Source organism: Endothiovibrio diazotrophicus, from assembly GCF_054657215.1.
The window spans coordinates 1-26,232 of the sequence record NZ_BAAHXB010000051.1 but is presented as its reverse complement, the minus strand read 5'-3'; the positions used below and the strand labels follow the sequence as shown (position 1 = coordinate 26,232).

Sequence of the window (26,232 nt, the reverse complement as noted above, 5' to 3'; positions counted from 1 at the left end):
ATGGGCAAAGCGCAGCGTGCCCATCAAATGAAGGCCGTGAACTACAGGATGGCAGTTCCGTTTTGATGGGCACGCTGCGCTTTGCCCATCCTACGGTTACCGGTTTACAGATCGAACAGCAGCAGATGGTTCTTGCCGCTGTCGCTTTCGATCAGCTGCAGGCGCAGGCGGGTCGCCGACTTCGCCTCGCCGGGGAAGAAGAGGAAGCCGTGGGCGATGCCGCCGGCGGGCACCGGGCGGTTCTCCAGCGACTTCGCCTGCAGGTCGCCGGTGATCTCGCGCCGCGCCTGGCTGGAACCGGCGCCACCGGCCCCGCCCAGGGTGGCGCCGGCCGCCGCGCCGATCACCGCCCCCTTGCCGATGGTGCTGCCCACGTCGTGGCCCGAGACCACCCCCACCGCGGCGCCGATCACCGCGCCGGCGACGCCGCCGAGGAAGCCGCCGTAGGCCCCCTCGCTGAAGATCTGCTTGGTCTCCGCGTACTTCAGCGCCCGCTTCTGGGCGGTCTCCCGGGTGAGCAGCGGCCACAGGTTGCCCTCCTTGTCCTCGAGGAAGGTCTGCCCGCCGTTGACCTTCACCGGGTGGCCGCTGCGGTTGTCGAAGACCAGTTGCACCGGCAGCATGCCGGCGCCGCGGATGTCGAAGCCGAACGCCTTCTTCGCCGCCGCCTCGTCGGCGAAGGCCTCGGCGGAGACCAGGGTGCCGGCGGCGGCCTGGGTGTTGGTCGCGTTCTCCGGCGCCTTGAACGAGGTGGGCTGGGCCTGGTAGGCGGTGGAGCAGCCGGCCGCCAGCAGCAGGGCGAGCAGGGGGAGGGCGAGAAGCGGGGAGCGGTTCATGGAAGACTCCTGATGATGCGTTTGATATTTCGGGCGACGACGGTCGGGGCGACATAGCGTTCGAATCCGTCAAGGCCATGATCGGGATAGACATCGAGCCCGCCTGGCTCTGCCGGCGGCGGTGGTGTTGAAACGCTTCGCCGCCCTCGCGTTCCTGCTCTTGTCGGCGAAGGGTTGGACCTGATCGACACTCAGCAGTTGCAGGCAGTGGGAAGGTAGGGATCGAGGCGGCGAATGCGGTCCTCAATAGTCGTACTGGACGGTCAGCATCACCGTGCGCGGCTGCTGTGGCATGGTGACGAAGGTGGTGCTGCCGGAGCCGGCGGCGACGTGGTAGCGGCGGTCGAAGAGGTTGTAGACCTCGAGGTTGGCGGTAATCCCCTTGGCGCCTACGTCGTGGGCGGCCAGCAGGAGGTCGGCGCGGAACCAGTCGTCGGCCTGGATGCGGGTGCCGGGGTCGGCCGGGTCCTTGCGCTCGGTGTTGGTGTCGCCGATCCAGTAGAGCTTGGGGGTGACGGTGTAGCGGTTGCGGTAGCGGAAGGTGGTGCCCAGCTTGATCTTGTCGCGGGCGATGTACGGGAGGTCGTAGCGGCGGCCGTCTTCGACGTCATAGACCTCGCCGTCGGTGTAGCTGTAGCTGCCCCACAGGTCGCCGCGCCACGCCTCGCTCAACTGGAAGCGGGCGTTGACGATCAGATCGAGACCGTAGTGCTTCTCGCTGCCCATGTTGTCCTTGATGCTGGTGTTGAACAGCCGGGCGCCGGGGATGTACTGGGTGGGGACGACCTCGTCGCGGCTGACGATGATGTCCTCCATCTCGGCGTAGTAGGTGTTGACCACCAGGTTGAGGTCTCGCCGCGGGCGCCAGTCCCAGGTGAGCGAGAGGCTGCGCGACTCCTCCGGCTCCAGCTCGGCGTTGGGCGCGCGGAAGAAGTAGCCGACGTACTCTCCGGCGGCGTTCCGCTGGCCGCTGAACGAGCCGAAGGTGCTGAACGCCTCGTCGGAGGAGGGGGCGCGGAAGGCCTCGCCGTAGAGCAGTTTGAGATAGCTGTTCCCGGTGTTCTTCCAGACCAGTCCGAGACGCGGGTTGAGGGTGTTGCGGTAGTCGGAGTTGCGGTCGTAGCGCAGCCCGAGCATGGAGGAGAGGGTCGCGCTCCAGCGGGACTGCAGCTGGGCGTAGAGGGAGGTGGTGGTGAAATCGTTCTGGAACGTCTGGATCGGCAGGGGGGTGTTGACGTAGGTGAGGTCCTGGCTCGCCACCGAGCGGTCCGGGTCGAGGGCGGTCGGCAGGTCGGGGACCTCCACCGAGCGGTAGTCGTGGTGGGCGAGCCCGCCCACCAGGGTGTGGGTGTCGTCGGCGCTCCAGGTGAGCTGCTGTTCGAAGCCGCGGCGGCGGGAGAAGGCGTAGTCGTGGCCGTGGTCTTCGAAGCCGGTAAAGATGTTGACGTAGCTGGAGGAGGGGGAGACCTCGTATTCGGAGTAGTCGACGGTCAGTTCACCGGTCAGCCGGGGCTTCAGCTCGAAACGGTACCTGGCGTAGAGGGTGTCGATGGTGGTGTCCCAGTACGCCGAGGAGAGGTAGCGGGCGGTGTCGGGCCGGTCGCCGGTGCTGGTGAGGCTGCGGAAGTCGCTGCGGTGGTAGGACAGGGTGAGGTCGTCGCCGACGTCGAGGCGGGCGAAGCGGCTGCCGCTGGAGATCTCGCCGGTGTAGGACTCGCGCAGGGCGGCGGGGAGCGCCACGGTGCCGTCGAAGGTGACGGCGTCGACCCGCGGGAAGTCGTCCGCATAGTCGGCGGAGAGGTCGGCGCGGTCGGCGCGGTGCTCGTGGGCCCCCACTTCCAGGGCGACCCGCTCGGTGAGGCGGGCCGAAGCGGTGGCTTCGGTGTTGCGATAGCCGTCGCTGCCGCCGGTGAGCGAGACGTGGACCCGCTCGGCGTCACGCGGGCGTTGGCTGATGATGTTGATCACCCCGGCCATGGCGTCCGCGCCGTAGAGGGCGGCGGCGGGGCCGTAGAGCACCTCCACCTGCTTGGCGTTGTAGAGGGCGAGATTGTCGGCCACCGGGATCTTGCCGCCACCGGGGTGGTCGATGCGCACGCCGTCGAGCAGGATCAGCAGCTTGTTGTTGCTGACGTGGCCCTGGAAGGCGAAGTTGTTGAACGCCGAGGACTTGGTGCCGCGCATGAAGTCGACCCCCGGCAGATCCTCCAGCAGGTCGGCGAGGTTGCGGTAGCGGCGGTCGCGGATCTGTTCGGCGGTGATCACCATCAGGTGGGCGGGGGTGTCGGTGCGTGCCTCCATCCGTTTGGAGGCGGTCATCACCGGGATCTCCAGCAGCTCCTCCAGGGAGAGCTGCAACAGCTCCCGGAACTCGTGCGGCTCGCCGGCGGCGACGCCTTGGGCGACGGGGAGGAGGGTCGAGGCGAGGAGGGCTGCGTGGTATCGCCGCATCGGTCAGTTCCAGCAGGTCTCAGGAGAGGGGGAAGGCGGCGCCCGGGGGCTTGGCGGATAGGGGTCGAATCGACCGTGGTAGCGGGGTGACGCCTCCCCTTCCGCGATTCGATGCCCCATCGTCCGACAGGTCCGTGGAGGCGCCGGCCCAACGTACTGGAATAGGAAAAACCTTACAACCGGTTGATGAATTTTCTGGCACTTTCCGATACGAGCGGCAGCAATTCCTGCTCAGGCGGGCAGTTCGTACTTCTTCAGCCGGTAGAGCAGGGTGTCACGGGTGATACCGAGCAGACGGGCGGCCTGCGAGCGGTTGCCGCGGGTACGGTTGAGGGCCTGGCGGATCAGTCCCACCTCCACCTCGTCGAGCCGCAGCCCCTCGGCGGGCAGGGCGAAACCGGAGGTATTCGGCTGCTCCCAGCCACCGTGGAACTCCGCCGGCAGCCGCTCGGTGGTGATCTCCTGCCCCGAGTGGAGCACCACCATCCGCTCGCACAGGTTGCGTAGCTCGCGGACGTTGCCGGGCCAGCCGTACTCCTCCAGCCGCTTTACCGCGTCGCGGGCGAAGCGGGGCTCCGGCAGGCGGTGGCGGGCAGCGAGTTGGGCGGTGAGGTGGGCCAGCAGCAGCGGCAGATCACCGCTGCGCTCGCGCAGCGGCGGCAGGGGTCAGGGGGACGATGTTGAGGCGGTAGAAGAGGTCTTCACGGAAGCGCCCCTCGCGTACCTCCTGCTGCAGGTCGCGGTTGGTGGCGGCGATCACCCGCACGTCCACCTTGCGGTGACGGCCGCTGCCGAGTACCTGGCACTCGCCGCTCTCCAGGAAGCGCAGCAGCTTGGCCTGTACCGGGAGGGAGAGCTCGCCGATCTCGTCGAGGAACAGGGTGCCGCCGTCGGCCGAGGCGATCCGCCCGAGCCGCCCGCTGTCGGCGCCGGTAAAGGCGCCCTTCTCGTGGCCGAACAGCTCGGCGTCGGCCAGTGCCTCGGGGAGCGCCGCGCAGTTGACTTCGACGAAGGGCTTTGCCGCGCGGGGGCTGGCGGCGTGCAGCGCCTGGGCGAGCAGCTCCTTGCCCGAGCCGGTCTCGCCGAGGATCAGTACGCCGACGTCGCAAGCGGCGACGATCTCGGCGGCGTTGAGCACTGCGGTGAAGGCGGGCGAGCGGCCTACCAGGGCGTCGGCGAAGCGGTTCATGATCAGTCCCCCACGGGTCACAAAGCAAAAATCAATCGGCCCCGCCGATCAATCCGCCCTCCGGTGCGAACACCACACCGACGAGGGTCGCGGCGATTATAGCGATTCCGACCGCCCGGCGCAGTCTCGGATCGCGCCCCATGCCGATCAGCCACCCGGAGAACAGCCCCATGGTGAACAGTCCGGGCAGCGTGCCGAGGCCGAAGGCGAGCATGAATAGCGCGCCGCTTGCGGCACTGCCGGTGCCGGCGGCGGCGAGCAGGCCGCTGTAGACCACCCCGCAGGGGAGCCAGCCCCACACCACGCCGTAGGCCAGCGCGCGCAGGGAGGTGGTCACCGGCAGCAGTTTCCGGCCGAGCGGGGAGAGGCGCCGCCAGAGCGGGGCGCCGAGGCGCTCCAGGGCGGAGAGCCCCGGCAGCCAGCCGGCCAGGTGCAGGCCCACCGAGATCAGCACCGCGGCGGCGAAGGCGCGCAGCAGCAGGTGGGCGGTGGCGTCTCCCAGGGCGACCGAACTGGCGCCGCCGAGGCTGCCGGCGATGGCGCCGGCGGCGATGTAGCTGGCGATCCGGCCGCTGTTGTAGGCGGCGAGGAAGGGGAGCAGGCGGTGTTTCCGTTCACGTGCCTCGGCCGGCAGGCAGACGGTGAGCGCGCCGGTGATGCCGCCGCACATGCCGAAGCAGTGCGGGGTGCTGGAGAGACCGACGAGAAAGGCGAGGCCGAAGAGGTAGTCCATGGTGCTCGGGGCGGGGAAATTCGCCCATTCTAACCTTTTGTGGCCGCTTCGGTTCCGTTGGGAGGCGGTGCAACTCGGAAACGGCTTCCCGGTTGGAACGGGTGATTTTTAGCACGAAGGACGAGAAGGGGGAACGAAGGGCAGGAAGTAAGGAATTCAATTCAATTCGAATCGATTCCCTTCTCGCCCTCCGTTCCCCTTCTTGCCCTTCGTGTTAGAAAAAAGCGCTGGGCGGGTCTGTTTTGCTCAACGGGTGGCACTACCGTTGGGAGGGCATCGAAGCGGAAGCATTCACTCCTCTTCGTGGTTCCAACCGGTGGCGTAACGGGCGACGAAGCCGAGGGACCAATCGCCGTCGGGGACCGGTAGGCGCACCACGTGGCCGGAGCCCGGCGCCACCTCTACCGCCTCGCCGTCGAGGTTCGTCATCCGCTCCAGGACGAATTCCCGATTGCCGTCAGGCGCGATCAGCTCCAGGGTGTCGCCGACGGCGAAGCGGTTTTTCACCTCGACGATGATCTCGCGCCGCGCGAAATCATATTCGGTGATCTCGCCGACCAGCCGCTGGCGGTGGCTCTCGGAGGCGCCCTGGAGATAGTTCTGGTACTCGGTGTCGTGGTGGCGCTGGTAGAAGCCGTCGGTGTAGCCGCGGTTGGCGAGGTTCTCGAGGGTGCCGATCAGGGTCGGGTCGAAAGGGCGGCCGGACAGTGCGTCGTCGATGGCGCGGCGGTAGACCTGGGCGGTGCGAGCGGCGTAGTAGGGGGATTTGGTGCGCCCCTCGATCTTCAATGAGTCGACCCCGATCTCCACCAGCCGACGCACGTGTTCCACTGCCCGCAGGTCCTTGGAGTTGAGGATATAGGTGCCGTGCTCGTCCTCCTCCATGGCCATCGTCTCACCGGGCCGCCTTCCCTCTTCGATGAGAACCACCCCCCGCTCCTCGTCCTCCGCGGCCGGCTTCACCGCATAGTCCCAGCGGCAGGCGTTGGTGCAGCTCCCCTGGTTGGCGTCGCGGTGATTGAAGTAGCCGGAAAGGAGGCAGCGGCCGGAGTGGGCGATGCACAGGGCGCCATGGACGAACACCTCCAGCTCGGTGTCGGGGCAGCGCTCGCGGATCTCGGCGATCTCCTCCAGCGACAGCTCCCGGGAGAGGATCACCCGCGACACCCCGGCGGCGCGCCAGAAGTCGACCGCCGCCCAGTTCATGGTGTTGGCCTGCACCGAGAGGTGGATCGGCAGCGTCGGCCAACGTTCGCGCACCCAGCCGATAAGACCGGGATCGGCCATGATCAGGGCGTCGGGGGCCAGTGCCATCAACGGCTCCAGATCGGCCATCACCGTCTTCAGCTTGGCGTTGTGGGGGAGCAGGTTGCAGGCGACGTAGAGCCGCTTTCCCGCCGCCCGCGCCTCGGCGATGCCGTCGGCCAGGTGATCCAGGTCGAACTCGTTGTTGCGCACCCGCAGACTGTAGCGCGGCATTCCGGCGTAGACCGCGTCCGCGCCGAAGGCGAAGGCGTAGCGCAGCGCCTTCAGGGTGCCGGCGGGGGAGAGCAGTTCGGGTCGCTTCATGGGGTTCGAAGAGTGAAGAGTTCAACGCAAAGGCGCGAAGGCGCAAAGGGCGCGTAGCTTGGAGAACGCGAAGACACTCCTTCGCGATCTTTGCGTTGGATGTTCGTCTCAGTGATAACTGATCGGATGGGTCAGCAGGTCCTTCGGCGGCATCTGCAAATGGAATCCCTGCTCGCTCAGGTTCCGGCGCACCTCGTCGGCATCCTCGCGGGCCAGCCTGCGCTCCGCGGTCAGCTCCAGCTCCATCACGAACTCCAGCCGGCCGACTACCCCCATCAGGGCGTCGGGGACCCGGGAGAAGTCGTCCCGCCGCTCCACGTAGAGGTACATCTCGTCCTTCTTCAGTGATTTGTAGATCGCGCATTTCACGGTGATGATCCGGCGGTATCGGAGAGTGCGGCGATTATACCCCGTGCGGTCGCTCCTGGTGGGTACCCGCGATTCACATCGGTTGGACGTAGGCCGTGCCGGCGGAGAGGTCGCGGCGGACACGGCTCGCCCCGGCCGCCGGACGGGTATATCGGAAATTTCCTTATCAATCAGGAAATTTCTCGTTATTCTAGAAGCCTTCATGGCCCGTTACCGGCGCTGTTTTCCCCTTCATTCAACCTGTTATCCCCATAATCCACGTCCATGAGCGAGACCACCGAGCTGAATTTCGAGGGTGTCGAGCGGCTGCCGCTCAAGACCTTCACCGAGAAGGCGTACCTGGACTACTCCATGTACGTGATCATGGACCGGGCGCTACCCCACATCGGCGACGGACTGAAGCCGGTGCAGCGGCGCATCGTCTACGCCATGAGCGAGCTGGGGCTGAAGGCCGGGGCCAAGTACAAGAAGTCGGCGCGCACCGTCGGCGACGTGCTCGGCAAGTTCCATCCCCACGGCGACTCGGCCTGCTACGAGGCAATGGTGCTGATGGCCCAGCCCTTCTCCTACCGCTATCCGCTGGTGGATGGGCAGGGCAACTGGGGTTCACCGGACGATCCCAAGTCGTTCGCGGCGATGCGCTACACCGAGTCGCGGCTGGCCAAGTTTGCCGAGCTGCTGCTCGCCGAGGCGGGGCAGGGTACGGTGGAGTGGGCGCCCAATTTCGACGGCACCCTGGAGGAGCCCAAGGTGCTGCCGGCGCGGGTGCCCCACGTGCTGCTCAACGGCACCACCGGCATCGCCGTGGGCATGGCCACCGACATCCCCCCCCACAACCTGCGCGAGGTGGTGGCCGCCTGCATCCACCTGCTGGAGCACCCGAAGGCCGAGCTGGAGGCGCTGCTGGAGCACGTCCAGGGGCCCGATTTTCCCACCGAGGCGGAGATCATCACTCCCCGCGCCGAGCTGGCCCGGCTCTACCGCAGCGGCAACGGTTCGGTGCGCATGCGCGCCCGCTGGAGCCGCGACGAGGGGGAGATCGTCATCGACGCGCTGCCTCATCAGGTCTCCGGCAACAAGGTGCTGGAGCAGATCGCCCAACAGATGCAGGCGAAGAAGCTGCCGATGGTGGAGGATCTGCGCGACGAATCGGACCACGAGCACCCCACCAGGCTGGTGATCGTGCCGCGCTCCAACCGGGTCGACGTGGAGGGGCTGATGGCCCACCTCTTCGCCACCACCGACCTGGAGCGCTCCTACCGGGTCAACATGAACGTCATCGGCCTCGATGGCCGGCCCCGGGTGAAGGGGCTGGTGACGATGCTCGGCGAGTGGCTGTCCTTCCGCGTCGCCACCGTCCGTCGTCGCCTCGAGTACCGCCTCGACAAGGTGCTGAAACGGCTGCATATCCTCGAGGGTCTGCTGGTCGCCTTCCTCAACATCGACGAGGTGATCGCGATCATCCGCGCGGAGGACGAGCCGAAGCCGGTGCTAATGGCCCGCTTCGGCCTGTCGGATGCCCAGGCGGAGGCGATCCTGGAGTTGAAGCTGCGCCACCTGGCCAAGCTGGAAGAGATGAAGATTCGCGGCGAACAGGCGGAGCTGGAGGCCGAACGGGAGAACCTGGAGCAGACCCTCGGCTCCGAGCGGCGGCTGAAGACCCTGGTGCGCAAGGAGCTGGAGCGTGACGCCGAGGAGTATGGCGATGCGCGCCGCTCACCGCTGGTTGAGCGGGCCGCCGCCCAGGCCCTCGACGAGACCGCCCTGGTGCCGTCGGAGCCGGTCACCGTGGTACTCTCGAAAATGGGTTGGGTGCGCTCGGGAAAAGGTCACGAAATCGACCCTGCGGGCCTCTCCTACAAGGCGGGAGACGAATTCCTCTCGGCGGCCCGGGGACGCAGCAACCAGCAGGCCTGCTTCCTCGACTCCACCGGGCGCAGCTACTCCCTGGCGGCCCACTCGCTGCCCTCGGCCCGCGGTCAGGGGGAGCCGTTGACCGGTCGTTTCCATCCGCCCGCCGGGGCGCTGTTCGCCGCGGTGGTGATGGGCGATCCGGAGGAGCGGCTGCTGGTCGCCTCCGATGCGGGCTATGGTTTCATTACCCGATTGCGCGAGCTGACGGCGAAGAACAAGTCGGGCAAGGCGTTGCTCAGCCTGCCGAAAGGGGCGCGGGTGTTGGCGCCGGCACCGATCGGCGGCCCCGAGGGGTGGATCGCGGCGGCGACCACCGCCGGGCGGCTGCTGGTGATCCGTGCCGCCGATCTGCCGGAGTTGGCCAAGGGCAAGGGCAACAAGATCATCCAGGTTCCGCCGGCGCGGGTGGCGGCCCGTGAGGAGTATGTGGCGGCGATCGTCTGGTTGCCCGAGGGGAGCGCGTTGACCGTCCACTCCGGCAAGCGCTTCGTCACCCTCAGACCGGCGGACCTGGAGCACTACGTCGGCGAGCGGGGGCGTCGCGGCAACCTGTTGCCGCGGGGCTTCCAGAAGGTGGACCGCCTGGCCGCCGACGACTGAATCGAACGATGGAGAGCCATAGGGGACCTTGTTGAGCGACGAACTGGAAAACTGCCTGAGCCGGAGCGACCTGCCGCTGGAGAGGATCGTCCAGCGCTCGCTGCTCAACTGCACCCCGCGCACCTCCGTGCGCGAGGCGGCGGAGCGGATGGTCGCCGCCCGTTGCAGTTCCATCGTGGTGATGGACGGCGGCGTGCCGGTGGGGATCTGGACCGAGCGCGACGCCCTCAAGGTGGAGTGGGCGGAGGGAGGCGGCCTCGACCGGCCGGTCGCGGAGGTGATGAGCGCGCCGGTCAAATGCATCGACGGGAGCCTCTCCCTGGGCGAGGCGGCGGTGCGCTTCCAGCGCGAGGGGGTGCGCCACTTCGTGGTCACCGCACCCGGCGGCGGGGTGCGTGGCATCGTCACCCAGACCGATGTGGTGCTCAACCGTGGCATCGAGTGCTACCTGCGCATGGCGGTGGTGGGGAGCATCCTGCGCGGCGAGCCGGTGCGCGTCGACGGGGCCGAGTCGCTCGCCACCGCGGCGCGGCGGATGCGCGAATCGCGGGCCGATTCGGTGGTGGTGGAGGTGGGCGACGGGGTGCTCGGCATCCTCACCGAGCGCGACATCCTCCGTTTCGTCGCCACCCTCGACCGGCCGGGCACGGTCGGCGAGCTGTGCAGCAAGCCGCTGGTCTCGGTGTCGATCCACGATACCCTCTATTCGGTGCGCTTCCTGCTCAACGAGCAGCGCATCCGTCACGTCGGGGTGGTCGACGACGAGGGGAGGCTGGCCGGGGTGCTCAGCTTCTCCGACCTGCTGAGCAGCGCCGAACACCTCTACGTGGACGAGCTGCAGGGATTGCTCGCCGAGCGCGACATGGCGCTCAGCGTCTCCAAGCGCAACCTGCTGCTCGCCGAACAGGTGATCGATGCCTCGCTGGAGGGGATCATCATCACCGATATCAACGGGGTGATTCTCTCGGTCAATCCGGCCTTCACCCGGGTCACCGGCTACAGCGCCGCCGAGGCGGTGGGCCAGACGCCGAAGCTGCTGCGCTCCGGTTGCCACGACGCCGCCTTCTATCAACAGATGTGGACGATCCTGCTGGCCGACGGGGTGTGGCAGGGGGAGATCTGGAACCGGCGCAAGAACGGCGAGCTCTACGTGGAGCTGCTGACCATCACCGCGGTGCCCGACGAGAAGGGGGAACGGGCCAACTACGCGGCGGTGTTCAGCGACATCACCAAGCTCAAGGAGAGCGAGCAGCGCATCGAGAGCCTCTCCTACAACGACATGCTCACCGGCCTGCCGACCCAGCGGGTGTTCAAGGACCGCCTCTCGGTGGCGCTGTTCCAGGCCCACCGCGACCACGACCGGCTGGCGGTGATGATGGTCGGCCTCGACCGCTTCCAGCGGGTCAACGAGAGTCTCGGCCACGAGGCGGGCGACCGGCTGCTCCAGGCGGTGGCCGGGCGGCTCCAGGAGAACCTGCGGGAGAACGACTTCCTGGCGCGCATGGGCGGCGACGAATACCTCATCCTGGTGCCCTCCCTGGACCATGTGGAGGATGCGGTGAAGCGGGCCTGGTGGATCATCGAGGCGTTCCAGCAGCCGTTCATCATCGACGGCAACCCGCTGGTGATGACCGCCAGCATCGGCATCAGCCTCTACCCCGACGACGGCATCAATCCCGAGACTCTGATGATGAATGCGGATGCCGCGATGTTCCGCGCCAAGGGGGAGGCCCGCTCCAGCTTCCAGCTCTACGCCCACGCCATGAACACTCGCGCCGCCGAGCGGTTGTGGCTGGAGAACGAGCTGCGCCGGGCACTTGACGAGGATGCCCTGGAGCTCCACTACCAGCCGCTGGTGGAGCCGGCCGGCGAGGCGGTGGTCTCCGCCGAGGCGCTGCTGCGCTGGATCCACCCCGAACGGGGGTTCATCCCACCGGCGGAATTCATCCCGGTGGCGGAAGACTGTGGATTGATCATTCCGATCGGCGAGTGGGTGCTGCGCGAGGCGTGCCGCCAGCAGCGGGCGTGGCGGGATGCCGGGCTTGCACCGGTGCCGGTGGCGGTCAACATCTCCGGACTGCAGTTCCGCGAGCACGACTTCTTGCACACCACCAAGGCGGTGCTCAGCGAGTCGGGGATCGATCCGCGGCTACTGCGCTTCGAACTCACCGAGAGCGTGATCATGGAGGACGCCGCCGAGGCGATCCAGATGCTCAAGCAGATCCGCGACATGGGCATCTCGGTGTCGGTGGACGACTTCGGCACCGGCTACTCCTCGCTCGCCTACCTCAAGCGGTTCCCGATCTCCACCCTGAAGATCGACCGTTCGTTCGTCAGCGACATCACCGAGGACCCCGACGACTTCGCCATCGTCCGCTCGATCATCACGCTGGGCCACAGCCTGCGGCTGAACGTGGTGGCCGAGGGGGTGGAGAACGGCCACCAGCTGGAGCTGCTGCGCCAGGAGGGATGCGACTTCATCCAGGGGTTCCACTTCAGCAAGGCGCTGCCGGCGGCGGAGTTCGCCGGGAAGTATTTGGGGTAGGCTTCAGGCTTCAGGAGAAAACGTCTCCCTCGGGTCGACGTTTTCGCTCTCACTGCTCCGGTTCGTCGCGGATGATCTCCCCCTCTTCCAGCCGGTAGCTGCCGGGGCTGGACTCGTCGCGGAATTCGCGGCTGATCTCCCCCATGCGGATGGTGACGCCGGGGTGGACCACCTTGCCGACGTCGACGCGGGCGTCGCTGATGTGCTGGAGCTTGCCCATCAGCTTCTCCCGTTCGCTGGTGAGGTGGGTCACCTCCTGCTTCAACTGGAGGAAGGTGGTGCGCGCCTTCTCCTGCAGGCGGGGGGGGAACTTCTCCTTGTTCTTGTTGATCTCGGTGATCAGGCGGACGATCTTGATCAGGTCCGCCTTCTTCGGCTCCAGCCTCTCCTCCACCTTGTCCACCGCCTCCTGCAGCTCCGGGTCGACCCCCACCTCGATGCGGGTCTCGACATGGGCGGGGGAGCCGATCACCTGGGCGCGGACCCGCTTCGGGGCGCGGATCAGGCCACCGAGGATGTTGCCGCCCTTGGACGCTTTCTCCGCCCCCACCAGGATCTCGCCCTTGTGGGTGGTTACCTCGCTGTGGGAGATGGAGCGCTTGATCTCGATGTCGCCCTGGGCATCGAGGAAGGCGTTCTGGGCGAAGTTGGCGGTGATCTTGCCCCCGGCATAGAGCTGGGCGACGGTTTCGGAGAGGTTATCCTCCTCGTCGCGCACCTCGCCGTTGCCGATGATCCCGCCGTTGATCAGGATGCTGCCGCCGGCCTCGAGGACCGCCCCCTCGACGCTGCCGTTGATGTTGATGTCGCCGGTGGCCTGCAGGCGCATCCCCTGGAGCACGTCGCGGTCGATCTGGATGGTGCCGTCGAAGCGGATGTTGCCGGTGGAGAGGTCGATGTCCTTGGCGCGGAAGGTACCTTCCACCTGGACCCCGTAGTCGATCAGCATCGGCTGGCCGGCGACGGTGGCCACCAGGATGTTCTCGTCGTAGTCGTCGACCGCCACCCCGCTGCATTCGTTGGCGAAGGGGATCTCCTTGCCTGGCTGGGCGAGCAGCGTCTTGCCGGTGACGTCCTCGCCGTTGACCCCGGAGGTGGCGGGGACGCGACGCATTACCGGATCGCCCGGCTTGACCATCACCACGCCGCCCAGTTCGCGATAGTCGGCCCGTCCGCGGTCGTCGATGACCGGGCCGCGGCGCCGCGCCTCGGGGATCAGGCTGTCGAAACGGGTGTCCTCGCCGTCTTCCGGTGGACGGCCCTTGGCGATCAGTACGTTGGCGGCCTGGGGGGTGGAAAGCAGCTCGTCGAGCGCCTCGGTGAGCACCCCGTAGACGATCCCCTCCTGCATCAAGGCACTGTGGATCGCCTGCTTGCTCAGGGGCTCGCCGCCGAAGGGGCGGCTGGTGAAGGCGTAGGCGTGCATCTTGTCGGTGGAGACCTTGAACTGGACCACCGCGTCACGCCGCTCGGCGATGGCGTTGAGCTCGCCGCGGTCGCCGTCGCCGGCGTTGTAGAGCTCCACCAGGTGGGCGAGCGCGTCGTCGATCGGGTAGAGATCGCCGAATCCCTGCCGGTCGAGGGCCTGGCTGACCCAGTGGCTGTTGATCGGCGGCACCGCCTTGGGGTCGTGGGGGGGGAATGTGGCACGCAGTTTGGTGCCGTCCTCGCTGAGCGAGAACCGGATGTCATGGCCGCGGCCTCCGGCGGCCGGTGGTGGGGTTTTCGCAGCTTGTTCCGCCATGTCGCTCTGGTGGTGTCGGGAGGGGGCTTACGTCCCTCGGGGACGCCCTTTCACAAGAGATAGGCCGGATGCTTCGGCCGGCTCCGCAACAGTCGTTGCGAAAGGGTTTCTGTTATATTTTTCATTAAGATGTAACCGATTCTTGGAAATTTTGCTAGGAAAATATCAAATTCCTCCTTATTGATCCGCAACGCCACCGACTCTTCGCGGGCGAGGGCGGCGGCGGTTCGCGGGATCTGGCAGATCATCCCCATCTCTCCAAACGGCTCCCCGGGCCGCATCGTGTGCAGCAGGCCGGCGTCCTCGGCGTGGATCTCCACCGCGCCCGAGATCAGCACGTACATGGTGAAACTGGGGTCTCCCTCCTTGAAGATCTGTTGGGCGGTGGAGAAGCGTGCGCCATGGCAGATGGCCAGCAGTTCGGCGCACTCCCCCTCGCTGATGCCGCGAAACAGGGCCAGCTTCTCCAGGGCATGGATCGCACGTCCACGGGAGATTAAAGTATCGCGTTCGGTCATGGCGGTTTGGTTGCGCCGGGCAGCGGGAAATTAAGCGTAGTATAGGGATTGATGAACCCCTTGGCATGCCCGTCGGTCGGCTTTTCTTATTGTTCGAAACGCTCCAATTGACCCTTCAGACGCCCGGCCAGGGAGAGCAGGCCATCGGCGTGGCCGGCGGTCTGGTGGGCGGCGGCGTTCTCCTCGGCCACCCGCTGGATCGTCGACAGATTGTCCTGGATGGTGGTGGCCACGCCGCTCTGCTGACCGGCGGCGCCGGCGATGCGGGTGGTCATCTCGCTGATCTCCACCACCATGCCGGCGATTGCCGCGAGCGCCGCCCCCGCCTCGGCGGCCTGGTCGACGCTGCCGGCGGCCTGCTCGCGACCACGCTCCATCGCCGCCACCGCACGGGCGGTCTCCCCTTGCAGATTGTCGATCATCTCCTGGATCTCGAGCGTGGAGTCCTGGGTCCGCGTGGCGAGGGTACGCACCTCGTCGGCGACCACCGCGAAGCCGCGTCCCTGTTCGCCGGCGCGGGCCGCCTCGATGGCGGCGTTGAGGGCCAGCAGGTTGGTCTGGTCGGCGATCTCGCGGATCACATCGAGGATCGAGCCGATCGAGCGGCTGCGCTCGGCGAGGGATTCGATCAGGACGGCGGTGGCGGTCACCTCTGTGGAGAGGCCGTTGATCGAATCCACCGCCTGCTCCACCACCCGGCGCCCATCGTCGGCCCGCGCCCGCGCCTGGTGGGCGGCGTCGGCGGCGCCGTGGGCGTTGCGTGCCACCTCTTCCACCGCCGCGCTCATCTGCTCCATCGCCGCGCTCACCTGCTCCACCTGATCGCGCTGGAGGTGCACCCCGTCGCGGGTGGAGCCGGCGGCGCGGGCCAGTTGGTCGGCGGCCCCGGAGAGCTGTTCGGAGGAGTGGCCGATGTGGCCGATCAGCCCGCCGAGCTGCCCGGAGAGTTCGTTCATCGCCGCCAGCAGACGGCCGGTCTCGTTGTCGGCGGTGGCGCCCTCGCGGGTGCGCAGACGCCCCTTGGCCATCTCCTGGAGCAGGGCGACGGCGCCGGCCAGCGGGCGGCCGATGGCCCGCGCGGTGACCACCGACAGGGCGGCGCCGACGGCCAGGGCGAGCAGCGCGATCAGCAGGCTGGCGTTGCGGTTGCTGTCGATCATCGCCAGGTAGCGGCTGCGCTCCATGGTCAGTTCCAGCACACCGATCGGCTGGCCGGAGAAGTCCTTCACCTGGCCGGCGTAGCGGGCCAGCGGGTGGCCATCCCGTTCGTCGTGGCGGACCCGCGACTCCCCCCGGAAGGCGGCCTTGAGCGTCTCCGGCGGGAGTCCCCCGGCGCCCTCGGGGAGGGTCGAGGCGAAGCGCCGGAAGCCCTCGCCGTCGGCCACGTAGAGGGTGGCATCGATGCCGTATTCGGTCTTGAATGAGTCCATGAACGATTGGCCGAAGCTCATGCCGAACTCCACCGAGCCGAGGTGGCGGCCGTGATCCTCGATCGGCACCACGCCGCGCAGGCCAAGCCCCGCCACCCCCTTCTCCAGGCCGACCTGGGCGGTATGCTCGCGGTTGGCGAGCATCACGGTGTGACGGAAGGAGGCGAGGTCGTCGCCGAACTTGGCCGGCTTGTGGACCCGCAGGAAGGAGATCGCCGGCGGGGTGTGGAACTGGAACTGGCGGGCGCCGTAGCGCGTCTTGAGCACCTGGAAGGCGTCGCCGAACAGTGCCATCAGCGCCGCCCGGTCGCCGTCGGCCACCGCCTGACGCACCGCCGGGATGTTGGCGACCAGCGCGGAGAGAGTCTCGGCGAGGCGCGCGCCCTCGTCCATGCGGTTGATCAGGGTGAGGTAGTGGCCGTGCAGTTCGCGGCTCTCCGCCTCCTCGCTCAGCTCGCGCTGGGAGCGCAGGTTGTTGAGGGTGAGGGTGGTCACCACGACGAGCAGCAGCAGGGAGGTGGAGAGGACGATCCGCGAGGTGATGGTCAGGTGGCGCAAGGTAAACATGGGGGACCTCTCCGTGGGGTTATGGTGATCGCGCACGGGGCGCGGGCGGTGGCTCTTCGGCCGGCGGCGATTCCTGCAAGTATGGCATGAGAATTCTTTTATATTAGCAATTGTTAATATTCTTTTGACCACCCATCGGCATGCGGCCGTCGGCGGTCGGTGAAGGAGCGGAAATGGCGTTTCTCCAACACACCCTGATCCTCTATCTGGAGGCGGCCCCGTGGCTGCTCTTCGGCCTGCTGGCGGCCGGCGCGCTCAAGGCACTGGTGCCCGAGGAACGGATCGGCCGCTGGCTCGGCGGGGGCGGGGCAGCGCCGGTGGTGAAGGCGGCGGTGATCGGGGCGCCGCTGCCGCTCTGCTCCTGCGGGGTGCTGCCGGCGGCCCTCGGACTGCGCCGCGGCGGGGCGGGGCGGGGGCCCACCGTCGCCTTCCTGGTCGCCACGCCGGAGACCGGGGTCGACTCCATCGCCCTCAGCTACGCCCTGCTCGGTCCCTTCATGGCGCTGGTGCGACCGCTGGCGGCGGTGCTCAGCGCGGTCTTCGCCGGACTGCTGGCGACCCTGGCCGAGCGCACCATGCCGCCCGAGGCGCCGCGGCGGGGACCGGTGATCCCGCTGATGGTCGCCAACGATCGCTGCGACGGGGCGGGGTGCGGCTGTTCCCACGACGCCGCCACCGCCACCACCGGGCGCTCGACCGCCGGCCGGCTGGCGGGCGGGGCGCGCTACGCCCTCAGCGACATCCTCGACGACATCAGCCTGTGGCTGGCGCTGGGCCTGCTGGCGGCGGGGGCGGTGGCCACCTGGCTGCCCCCCCTGGCGCTGGCGGAGCTGGGCAGCGGGCCGCTGGCGATGGGGGCGATGCTGCTGGTGGGGGTACCGATGTACATCTGCGCCACCGCCTCCACCCCGCTGGCGGCGGCACTGCTGCTGGCCGGCATGTCACCGGGGACGGTGCTGGTGTTCCTGCTTGCCGGCCCGGCCACCAATCTGGCGACCCTGGCGGTGGTGGGGCGGGAGCTGGGACGGCCGGTGCTGGTCGCCTATCTGGTCGGCATCGTGGTGGCCTCGGTGGGGCTGGGGATGGCCACCGACGCGCTGGTGGCGGCGTGGCCGGTGGACATCGCCGCCCAGTTGGCCGACGGCGCGCACGGCTGGCTGCCCGCGTGGGTCGAGTGGGGGAGCGGCGGGTTGCTCGCCCTCTGCGCCGTGCCGCCGCTGCGCCGGCGGCTGCCCGGTTTCGGCACGTGGACGTGAGTTCTTGGGCTGGTAACCATTCTGCTTTATCCTGTGCCGCCTTCGACGGCATCAACGCAACGGGTAGCGACGCATGATCATCATTATGGGTACCCACGCCTCCGACGAGCAGATCGGCGGCGTGGTGACGAAGCTGGACGCCATGGGGATGGGCGCCAACGTCTCGCGCGGCATCGAACGGACCGTGATCGGCGCCATCGGCGACGAGCGGACCATCGACAAGGAGCTGTTGAAGGTGCTGCCCGGGGTGGAGAACGTGATCCGGGTGATGAAGCCCTACAAGATCGTCTCCCGCGAGTCCCAGGCGAGCGACAGCATCATCGACATCAAGGGGATCAAGCTGGGCGGCAAGGAGGTGCAGGTGATCGCCGGCCCCTGCTCGGTGGAGACGCAGGCGCAGATGGACACCGCCGCCGAGGCGGTGGTCGTCGCCGGCTGCCGGCTGATGCGCGGCGGCGCGTTCAAGCCGCGCACCAGCCCCTACAGTTTCCAGGGGCTCGGCGAGCAGGGGCTGGAGTTCTTCCAGAACGCCGCGCGCAGGCACGATCTGCCGATCGTCACCGAGCTGATGGACGTGCGCCAGCTCGACATCTTCCTCAAGCACGACGTCGACGTGATCCAGATCGGCACCCGCAACATGCAGAACTTCGACCTGCTGAAGGAGGTCGGGCGGGTGCACAAGCCGGTGGTGCTCAAGCGCGGCATGTCGGCCACCATCAAGGAGTGGCTGATGGCCGCCGAGTACATCGCCGCCGGCGGCAACCACGACATCATCTTCTGCGAGCGCGGGGTGCGCTCGTTCGAGACCTACTACCGCAACATGCTCGACGTGACCGCCATCCCGGTGCTGAAGAAGGAGACCCACCTGCCGGTGATCGTCGATCCCAGCCACGCCGGCGGCAAGGCGTGGATGGTGCCGCAGCTCTCCCGCGCGGCGCTCGCCGCCGGCGCCGACGGGCTGCTGGTGGAGATGCACCCGACGCCGTGCGAGGCGTGGTGCGACGCCGAGCAGGCGCTGAGCCCCGAGGAGCTCAACGGGCTGATGGGGGAGCTGCGTGGCATCGCCCAGGTGATCGGTCGCTCACTCTGATTTTTCCCGCCGACAAAAAAAGGCCCGCTGCAAAGCGGGCCTTTTTTTGTCGGCGGGAAAAATCAGAGCATGTGGGATGTGGGATGTGGGGGAGGGGGCTCTTCGGGACGTTGGTTCCGCTTTGTCGGGTCGAGGAATTCATCTGACCCCGATCGAGCTACCGCGCCGATTGGCTCACCGTAGGTGGGCGCTACCGCGCCGACGCGAACGGAAGCAGCGGGCTTGCGGTCGGGGCAGCCCTTCCGAGCGGAAAGCCCTGCTCGGAGGGCGGGGTGGGGGAGTGCGGGGAGGTGCCCCCGTTCGCGTCGGCGCAGCAGCGCCGACCTACGGGTGCATCCGGCCTGGAGGGCTGAAGGTGTCAGAAAATCTCCATCCATTATCCGAGCGATTTTCTGAACGGAGTCATAGGATTCAGTATTGCGGCGTAGGACTTTTGCGCGACTTTCCCGTTCAGGGGTAAGGTGGAGTTGACATAAGTTTTTTATACATTTCATATAGGAGAAATCCTCAATCAATATCACCGGGAACGAATCATGGACACAGGGATGGGTCTGCGCCGCACACTGGCCGTCTTTCTGCTCGCCTTTCTGTTTTGCCTGACCTCCCCGGTCCAGGCCGACGCCGGCCTCGACTGGCTGCTCGCCACCGCCGGCGACGGCGCGCTGGTGGGAAGCGCGGAGCGCGTCGACCCGTTCACCGCCACCGCCGAGGCGTTGCTCACGCTGCATGCCGAGGGCGCGGCGGGCGAAGCGGCGGTGCAATCCGCCCGCGACTACCTGCGCGGCGCCGAGCGCTCCAGCCTGCCGCGGCTGGCCGCCTCCATTCGCGTCGCGGCCGCCTTCGGTCAACCCGATGCCGCGGAAGTGAGCCGGCTCACCGCCGCCCAGGGACGCGATCTCGGTTTCGGCGAGCACGCCGGCTCCGACGCTGCCCTGGTGGACAGCGCGCGCGCCCTGGAGGCGCTGGCGGTCAGCGGCGAGGCCCGTGGCCAGGTGGCCTGGGATACCCTGGGCTATCTCCTCGACCGCCAGCGCAGTGACGGCGCCTGGGGGGAGGGGGCTGACGAGTCGCTCGTCGCCACCACCGCCGCCGTGCTCGGCGCCCTGGCGCCCTACCGCGACTGGAGCGACTTCGGCACCCAGGCTGCCGCCGCCCGGACCTTCCTGCTGGAGCGTCGCGACGCCGATGCCCTGTGGGGCGAAACCGCGCTCTCCGCTCGCGTATTGAGCGCACTGATCGCCTCCGGGACCCCCGTCGAATCGCTGGCCGACGCGCTGGCCGCCCTGCGCGCCCGCCAGGGGAGTGCCGGGGATTGGCACGGCGAGGTCTTCGCCACCGCCCTCGCCCTGCGCGCCTTGGCGGCATCGGCGAGCCCCGCCGATGCGACCGGTGCCGGGGGTTCCGGCCTCGGGGCGATCTCCGGGACGGTGGTGGACGGCGTGAGCGGTCTGCCGATCCCCGCTGCGCTGGTGGCGCTGTCCGGCCCCTCCGCCGGTGACACGGTGAGCGGCGCCGACGGCCGTTTTCTCCTCGCCGACCTGGTGAGCGGCGACTACACGCTCCAGCTCTCCGCCTCCGGCTACGCCACCCTCAGTGGCGCTGCCCGCATCGCCCCCGGCCAGCGGGCCGACCTGGGCGAGCTGCGCATGCTTGCGGGGGATAACGTCACCACCGCCACGGTGCGTGGCGAGATCATCCGCGCAGATACCAAGCAGCCCCTGAGCGGCGTGGCCGTCGTCGTCACCGTCGGCGCCGATGAGTCCTGGAGCACCCTCACCAACGGCGACGGCGCGTTCCAACTGAGCGGCGTCACCCCCGGAAACGCGAGCCTCCAGGCGACGCTCACCGGCTATTCCACCGCCAACGGCGGGCTCTCCCTCGTTGCCGGCGGCGCCTATCTCTTCTCCACGGCCCTCACCCCGGTGGATGCCCCGCGCACCGCCATCGAGGGGCGGGTGACCGACATCACCACCGGCGAGCCGATCGGCGGTGCCTCCATCGCGGTCTCCGGGGCCAACGACCGCCTGATCCGCGTCTCCAGCGACGGCAGCTACCGCGCCGACAACCTCGCCCCGGGGGAGATGACGCTGCAGGTGACCGCCGACGGCTACGGCGGAGCGCTCACCACGCTGGCCCTCTTCGCCGACAACGTCGTCGACTTCTCTCCGGCGCTCTACCCCTCCGGCGGCCCCGTTTCCGCGGTCAACAACGCGGCGCTCACCGGCGTCGCCGTGGACCTGGTCAGCGGCGTGCCCTTGGCGGGCGTCCAGGTGGTGGGGACCTTCGCGACCACCACCCGAAGCGCGACCACGGGCGCCGATGGCCGTTTCTCCTTCGATCGTATCGACACCCTGGTCGGCTCCCTCGCGTTGAGCCTGGAGGGCTACGAGGCGGTCGCCTTCTCCACCTCCCTTACCCCCTACGCCACCACCGACCTGGGAGAGCTGCCGCTGCTCCCCTCCAGCGCCCTGACGCTGCTCCCCGACCTGCGGGTGACGAAGGTGGTGGATCACGGCCTGACCACCGACCCCGACACCCTGCTCGCCGCGGGCACGGTGCGGGTGGAACTGCGCAACGCCGGCACCGCCGAGGTCGCCGGCGCGGTGGCGGTGACCCTCTTCTACGACGCGGATCGCGACGGGGTTCGCGACGCCAACGAAACCCCCTTGGCGACCGGGGTCATCGCCCCCCCGATCGCCGCCGAGGGCGAGGCGGCGCTGGAGTTGACGGTGAGCGCAGCGCTCCCGTTCCGCGACGCCCCGCTCAGCGCGTGGGTCGACAGCGCCGAGCAGGTGGTGGAGACGATCGAACAGAACAACGTCGGCACCAGCGCCGCCGCCTGCGTCGCCGGCGACGGTTCCGCGCAGGTCGACCTCAGCGTGGCCGTGCCGCGGGTGGTGGAGCAGGGCGTGGGGCGTTTCCGACTCTCCGCGCGGGTCGGCAACGCTGGCGGTCTCGGCCTTTCGCCGGGCGCCGGAGTGAGTTTCTACGAGGGCGATCCCGACGGCGGCGGTACCCTGCTCGGCCGGGTCGAACTGCCCGCCATCGGCGCGAGCGCCTACTACGACGCCCTGCTGGCCGACGTCGTCATCGGTGGCGCCCATCCCATCGTTGCCGTCGCCGACGCCGACGAGACGGTCGCCGAGTGCGACGAGTCCAACAACCGCGCCGCCGTCCGCGCGCCCGACCTCAAGCCCGATCTGGTGGTGCGCGCCATCGACCGCACCGGGCTGGCCACCGACCTCGGCGACCTCGCGCTCTCCGGCGAATTGACGGTCACCGTCGCCAACGACGGCAGTTTCGCGGCCGACGGCGCGGTGGCGGTGCGCGCCTACCTCGACGGCGACCGTGACGGTCTCTTCGGCGCCGGCGACACCCTGCTGGGCGAGCGCCGCATCGAACTGGCCCTGGCGGTGGGCGAGAGGCTCGACTTCACCCTGCCGCTCAGCGGCTCGCTGCCGTTCCGCGACGCCGCGATCAGCGTCGAGCTGGATAGCGCCGACGAACTGCCCGAGCGGGAGGAGGGCAACAACGTCGCGGCCAGCGACGCGCTCGCCTGCACCGTCGCCTCCAGCGGCCGCACCTACACGCTGAGCGGTGATTTCGCCGAGGGCGAAGGCATCAACCTGAACACCGCGGTACCCGACCAGCTGAGCCTGGACGACGCCACCGAGATCTTCCCCTTCATCTGGGTGCCCGCCTCCGGCCGCGGCACCATCGTCAAGATCGACACCACCACCGGCGAGATCCTCGGCGAGTACCTCTCCTCGCCCAGCGGCCGCGGGCGCAACCCCTCGCGCACCACCGTCGACAAGGACGGCAGCGTCTGGGCGGGCAACCGCGACGAGTCCTCCGCTGGCCGCGGTTCGGTGGTCAAGGTGGGGCTGGCGGAGAACGGCCAGTGCGTCGACCGCAACGGCAACGGGGTGATCGACACCTCCACCGGGCTGGGCGACGTGCGCCCGTGGGAGAACCCCAACGGGGTCGATGACAATGGCGGCGTATCCAGCGCCGAGGGCGAGTGCATCCTCCACTACGTCCGGGTCGAGGGGGATCAGATCCGCCACGTCTCGGTGGACGAGAACAACAACGTCTGGACCGCCGGCAACTTCGGCGCCGACAACGCCTTCGATCTGATCGACGGGGAGACCGGCGAGATCCTCTCCAGCTTCGACGTGGGCTGCGGTGGCTACGGCGGCATGGTCGATCCCGATGGGGTGATCTGGTCGGCCAACCGCGGCTGGGGTCCCCACGCCTGGCTGCGCTACCACACCCAAGGCACGCTGACCCGGGAGGACGACTATTTCACCTGTACCCCCTACGATCAGGCCTACGGTATCGGCGTGGATCACGACGGCAACGTCTGGGGAACCCACCACGCTGCCCACCGGGTCAGCAAGCACACGCCGGACGGAGCGTACGTCGGCACCTACCTGGTCGGCGGCTCCTTCCCCCGCGGGCTGGCCGCGACCCCCGACAACTTCATCTGGATCGCCAACTCTGGCAGCAACTCCGTGAGCGTTATCCACCAGGGGGGGTGGTGGCTGGGGGGATGGCTGGTCGGCAAATACCCCACCGGCGTCGCCGCCGACTCCAGCGGCAAGGTATGGGTCGCCAACCGCGACTCCGACAACGTCATGCGCATCAACCCGGCCACCTGGCGGGTCGATAGGGTGGTCGACCTCGGCCAGGGCGCTGCCCCCTACACCTACGGCGACATGACCGGCAGCCTCCTCCTCGGCGCCCCCGACGAGGGCACCTGGACGGTGGTCCACGACGGCGGTGAAGCCGGCGCCGACTGGGGCGGTGTCCGCTGGAGCGCCGACCTGCCCGCCGACGCCGCCCTCGGCGTCGAGATCTCGGCCGGTGAGGACGGCGTCCATTTCGGTCCCGTCGAGCGGGCCGAGTCGGGGCGCCCCATCGCCGCCACCGGCCGCTACCTCCAGGTGCGGGTCCACTTCTCCCGCGCCTCCAGCGGCGAGAGCCCGGTGCTCCACGACCTGACCGTCGATACCGCACCGGCCGCCGCCCCGGATCTCAGCGCCGCGCTGCTGGCGGTGGTCGACCGCGGCGCCGATGCCGCGGTGGACCTGCGGCTGCGGGTCGGCAACGCCGGCACCCTCGCCACCCCGGCGGGCGTTGCCGTCGCCTTCCGCCAGGGCGAGCTGGAAGAGGGCGGCGCCGAGCTGGGCCGTCTCACCCTCGATGCGCTCGCCCCCGGCGAGTACCGCGATCTCACCCTCGTCGGCGTGCGCGGTTTCGATCCCGCCGGGGCGCCACTCCAGGCCGCGGTCGACGCCGAGGCGTTGCTCGCCGAATGCGACGAGCTCAACAATCGCGTCTGGAGCCCCATCGCCGACTCCACCCTCGGCCGCATCGAGGTGGCGGTGAACGCGCCCGCCTTCGGTGCCCACGAGCCGGTGGCCCTGCTGGCCACCGTCAGCAACGGCGGCGCGCTCTCCGGCCGCTTCGACGCCCGGCTGGTGGTGGAGGCCCCCGACGGCCGCGCGGTCGCCACCTTCCCCTACCGCGATCAGGGCACCCTGGCCGGCGGCGCCGTCACCACCTTCAGCGAGGGCTGGAACAGCGCCGACTACCTGGCGGGGGAGTACACCCTGCGCGGCGTGGTGCGCGGCGCGGAGGGCGAGGTTCAGGGCACGGCGTCCACCACCTTCCGTATCCACCACCCCGATCCGGTGTCGGCGGAGCTGCGCGTCACCACCGACCGGCCGGTCTACCATACCCACGACAGCGTCGAGCTCGACTCCCTGGTACGCAACCTCACCGCCAACGTGCTGATCGACGACGCGCGCCTCGCCCTCGCGGTGCACGCCCCCGGCGGCGAGGTGGTCTTCAGCCGAACGCTCACCCTCGGCCAGTTGGTCCCCAACGGCGAACGAGACCTGGTCACCCCCTACAAGCTGATCGGTGCCGCCGAGGGCGGGTACCGCGTCAGCGGCGTGCTCACCTCCGGAGGCGACACCTTGGCCGAGGCGGAGGCCGCCTTCACGGTGGCGGTCAACCTGGAGCGCTCGCTGACCGGCGAGGTCACCGCCCAGCACGCCCGCCGCTACATCGGTGAACCCCAGTCGTGTACCGACCGGGTGGCCAACGGCTCCGCCCTCGACCTGGACGACCTGCCGGTGCGCCAGGCCCTGCTGCGCCTCGACAACGAGAGCGTCGTCACCCAGACCACCGGCAACATCGCCCTGACCGCCGGCGCCCGCACCACCCTGGTGCGGGAGGTCTCCACCGCCGGTTTGGCGGCGGGCGACTACGCCTGCGTGCTCCAGGTCTACCTCGACAGCAAGCGCAAGTGGGTCACCCTAGGCCGAGCGCTGTTCCGCCTCGACCCGCCGCCGATCGTCATCGACGCCACCCTCGACGCCGCCCCCCGCGGCCGCCTGCTGGTGCTGCTCGACGACCCGGCCGGCGCCGCCGCCCCCGGCGGGCGCGACCCCCACGGGGTCGCCGAGGCGGCCGATCTCGCCACCCAGCGCGCCTGGCTGGAGGCGGCGCTGCGTGATGCCGGCTGGTCCTACACCCTCGTCACCTCCGCCGCCGACTTCGTCCGCGAACAGCGCAGCGGCGGCTACGGCCTCTACCTGCTCCACGCCGAGCAGATCCACCTCGACGTGGATGCCCAGCGGGCGCTGCGCGAGGCGGTGCGTGCCGGTGACGGTCTGGTGGTGGGCGGCGACCACGACCAGCGCAACGCGCGGCTCGACGCGGCGCTGGGCATCGCCTTCCGTGGCACCCTCAGTGCCGATGGCCTGCTGTTGGCGGATCGTCCGACGCTCCCCTTCGCCTCCCCACGCGCCGCCGCGCGGGTGACGCTCGAGGGCACGGTGTCGCTGGCCCACTTCAACCCCGGCGGCGAGCCCGCCATCACCCACCACCCCTTTGGCGCGGGCGAGGCGGTCCACATCGGCTTCGACCTGCTCGCCGAGGCCGCCGCCGGCGGGGCGGCGGGCGAACCCCTCGGCGCGCTGCTGCTCGGCGCGCTGGCCGAGGTGGACCCGCAGCCCGCGGCGCGGGCCGGCGGCCCGTTGGCGGTGCGCCTCGCCCTGGTCAACCAGGGGATCGCCATCCCTGGTGTCGCCACCCTGGCGTTGCCCGCAGGTGTCGGGGTGCTCGACGCCGGTGACGCCACCGTCGAAGAGGCGGCGCTGCGCTGGACCTTCGACTTGGCCGAGGCGCAGAGCGCGACCTTCGATGCCTGGCTGCGGCTGCCGCCGGCGGGCGGCCCGCTGACCCTCACCGCGGCGATCGAGACCGGCAGCGCGGAGGCGCTGGCGCTCTACGACACGGTGGAGTGGAGCGTCAGCGCGACGCCCCCCGCCACCATCGCCGAGGCGCAGGGCCTGCTGGAGAGTGCCGGCCTGGCCAACAGCCGGCGGGTTCGGGTCGAGCGCGATCTG

At 69.0% G+C, this 26,232-nt stretch carries 13 protein-coding genes and 1 pseudogene; 5 read left to right on the top strand and 9 right to left on the bottom strand.

What is annotated here, in order from left to right; all coding sequences use genetic code 11:
- Positions 1-104: 104 nt before the first annotated feature.
- The 6 genes and pseudogenes from ACYQ2W_RS13615 to ACYQ2W_RS13590 all read right to left on the bottom strand — a co-directional run bounded on the left by ACYQ2W_RS13615 (position 105) and on the right by ACYQ2W_RS13590 (position 7,147).
- A complete protein-coding gene (locus ACYQ2W_RS13615) occupies positions 105-836 on the bottom strand; it encodes a hypothetical protein (RefSeq protein WP_459867976.1) in 732 nt (243 codons plus the stop codon).
- Positions 837-1,079: 243 nt separating this feature from the next.
- Positions 1,080-3,287, bottom strand: coding sequence for a TonB-dependent receptor plug domain-containing protein (locus ACYQ2W_RS13610; RefSeq protein WP_459867973.1), 2,208 nt, complete (start codon positions 3,285-3,287; stop codon positions 1,080-1,082).
- Positions 3,288-3,518: 231 nt separating this feature from the next.
- Positions 3,519-4,476, bottom strand: a pseudogene (locus ACYQ2W_RS13605) (sigma-54 interaction domain-containing protein).
- Positions 4,477-4,507: 31 nt separating this feature from the next.
- Positions 4,508-5,209, bottom strand: coding sequence for a sulfite exporter TauE/SafE family protein (locus ACYQ2W_RS13600; RefSeq protein ID WP_459867970.1), 702 nt, complete (start codon positions 5,207-5,209; stop codon positions 4,508-4,510).
- 291 nt (positions 5,210-5,500) lie between these two features.
- Positions 5,501-6,778 carry a peptidase U32 family protein gene (locus tag ACYQ2W_RS13595; protein ID WP_459867967.1) on the bottom strand — a complete coding sequence of 426 codons (1,278 nt, stop codon included), beginning with the start codon at positions 6,776-6,778 and terminating at the stop codon, positions 5,501-5,503.
- Between the two features lie 108 nt (positions 6,779-6,886).
- Complete coding sequence (locus tag ACYQ2W_RS13590) at positions 6,887-7,147, bottom strand: YcgL domain-containing protein (protein WP_459867964.1); 261 nt, start codon at positions 7,145-7,147, stop codon at positions 6,887-6,889.
- 264 nt (positions 7,148-7,411) lie between these two features.
- Between ACYQ2W_RS13590 and parC the strand changes: the two genes are divergently transcribed.
- Entirely contained in the window at positions 7,412-9,661 is a 2,250-nt protein-coding gene (gene parC, locus ACYQ2W_RS13585; RefSeq protein ID WP_459867961.1) for a DNA topoisomerase IV subunit A, read from the top strand.
- Between the two features lie 31 nt (positions 9,662-9,692).
- Positions 9,693-12,206 carry an EAL domain-containing protein gene (locus tag ACYQ2W_RS13580; protein ID WP_459867958.1) on the top strand — a complete coding sequence of 838 codons (2,514 nt, stop codon included), beginning with the start codon at positions 9,693-9,695 and terminating at the stop codon, positions 12,204-12,206.
- Between the two features lie 49 nt (positions 12,207-12,255).
- Here ACYQ2W_RS13580 and ACYQ2W_RS13575 read toward each other — a convergent pair whose 3' ends face one another.
- The 3 genes from ACYQ2W_RS13575 to ACYQ2W_RS13565 all read right to left on the bottom strand — a co-directional run bounded on the left by ACYQ2W_RS13575 (position 12,256) and on the right by ACYQ2W_RS13565 (position 16,465).
- The gene (locus ACYQ2W_RS13575; protein ID WP_459867955.1) at positions 12,256-13,950 is read right to left on the bottom strand and encodes a flagellar assembly protein A; all 1,695 of its coding nucleotides are present in this window, start codon (positions 13,948-13,950) and stop codon (positions 12,256-12,258) included.
- A gap of 50 nt (positions 13,951-14,000) precedes the next feature.
- Positions 14,001-14,468, bottom strand: coding sequence for a cyclic nucleotide-binding domain-containing protein (locus tag ACYQ2W_RS13570; protein ID WP_459867952.1), 468 nt, complete (start codon positions 14,466-14,468; stop codon positions 14,001-14,003).
- Positions 14,469-14,554: 86 nt separating this feature from the next.
- Positions 14,555-16,465, bottom strand: a complete 1,911-nt coding sequence (locus tag ACYQ2W_RS13565) for a methyl-accepting chemotaxis protein (RefSeq protein WP_459867949.1) — start codon at positions 16,463-16,465, stop codon at positions 14,555-14,557.
- A gap of 173 nt (positions 16,466-16,638) precedes the next feature.
- Between ACYQ2W_RS13565 and ACYQ2W_RS13560 the strand changes: the two genes are divergently transcribed.
- The 3 genes from ACYQ2W_RS13560 to ACYQ2W_RS13550 all read left to right on the top strand — a co-directional run.
- Positions 16,639-17,721 carry an SO_0444 family Cu/Zn efflux transporter gene (locus ACYQ2W_RS13560; RefSeq protein WP_459867946.1) on the top strand — a complete coding sequence of 361 codons (1,083 nt, stop codon included), beginning with the start codon at positions 16,639-16,641 and terminating at the stop codon, positions 17,719-17,721.
- Positions 17,722-17,794: 73 nt separating this feature from the next.
- The gene (gene aroF, locus ACYQ2W_RS13555; RefSeq protein WP_459867943.1) at positions 17,795-18,811 is read left to right on the top strand and encodes a 3-deoxy-7-phosphoheptulonate synthase; all 1,017 of its coding nucleotides are present in this window, start codon (positions 17,795-17,797) and stop codon (positions 18,809-18,811) included.
- Positions 18,812-19,344: 533 nt separating this feature from the next.
- Positions 19,345-26,232: carboxypeptidase regulatory-like domain-containing protein (locus tag ACYQ2W_RS13550; protein ID WP_459867940.1), on the top strand; the 6,888-nt coding region annotated here is incomplete at its 3' end.

Coding starts and splice junctions, on each gene's coding strand:
- ACYQ2W_RS13560 (WP_459867946.1), top strand. CDS start 16,639: ATGGCGTTTCTCCAACACACCCTGATCCTCTATCTGGAGGCGGCCCCG.
- ACYQ2W_RS13575 (WP_459867955.1), bottom strand. CDS start 13,950: ATGGCGGAACAAGCTGCGAAAACCCCACCACCGGCCGCCGGAGGCCGC.
- ACYQ2W_RS13610 (WP_459867973.1), bottom strand. CDS start 3,287: ATGCGGCGATACCACGCAGCCCTCCTCGCCTCGACCCTCCTCCCCGTC.
- aroF (WP_459867943.1), top strand. CDS start 17,795: ATGATCATCATTATGGGTACCCACGCCTCCGACGAGCAGATCGGCGGC.
- ACYQ2W_RS13570 (WP_459867952.1), bottom strand. CDS start 14,468: ATGACCGAACGCGATACTTTAATCTCCCGTGGACGTGCGATCCATGCC.
- ACYQ2W_RS13565 (WP_459867949.1), bottom strand. CDS start 16,465: ATGTTTACCTTGCGCCACCTGACCATCACCTCGCGGATCGTCCTCTCC.
- parC (WP_459867961.1), top strand. CDS start 7,412: ATGAGCGAGACCACCGAGCTGAATTTCGAGGGTGTCGAGCGGCTGCCG.
- ACYQ2W_RS13595 (WP_459867967.1), bottom strand. CDS start 6,778: ATGAAGCGACCCGAACTGCTCTCCCCCGCCGGCACCCTGAAGGCGCTG.
- ACYQ2W_RS13615 (WP_459867976.1), bottom strand. CDS start 836: ATGAACCGCTCCCCGCTTCTCGCCCTCCCCCTGCTCGCCCTGCTGCTG.
- ACYQ2W_RS13600 (WP_459867970.1), bottom strand. CDS start 5,209: ATGGACTACCTCTTCGGCCTCGCCTTTCTCGTCGGTCTCTCCAGCACC.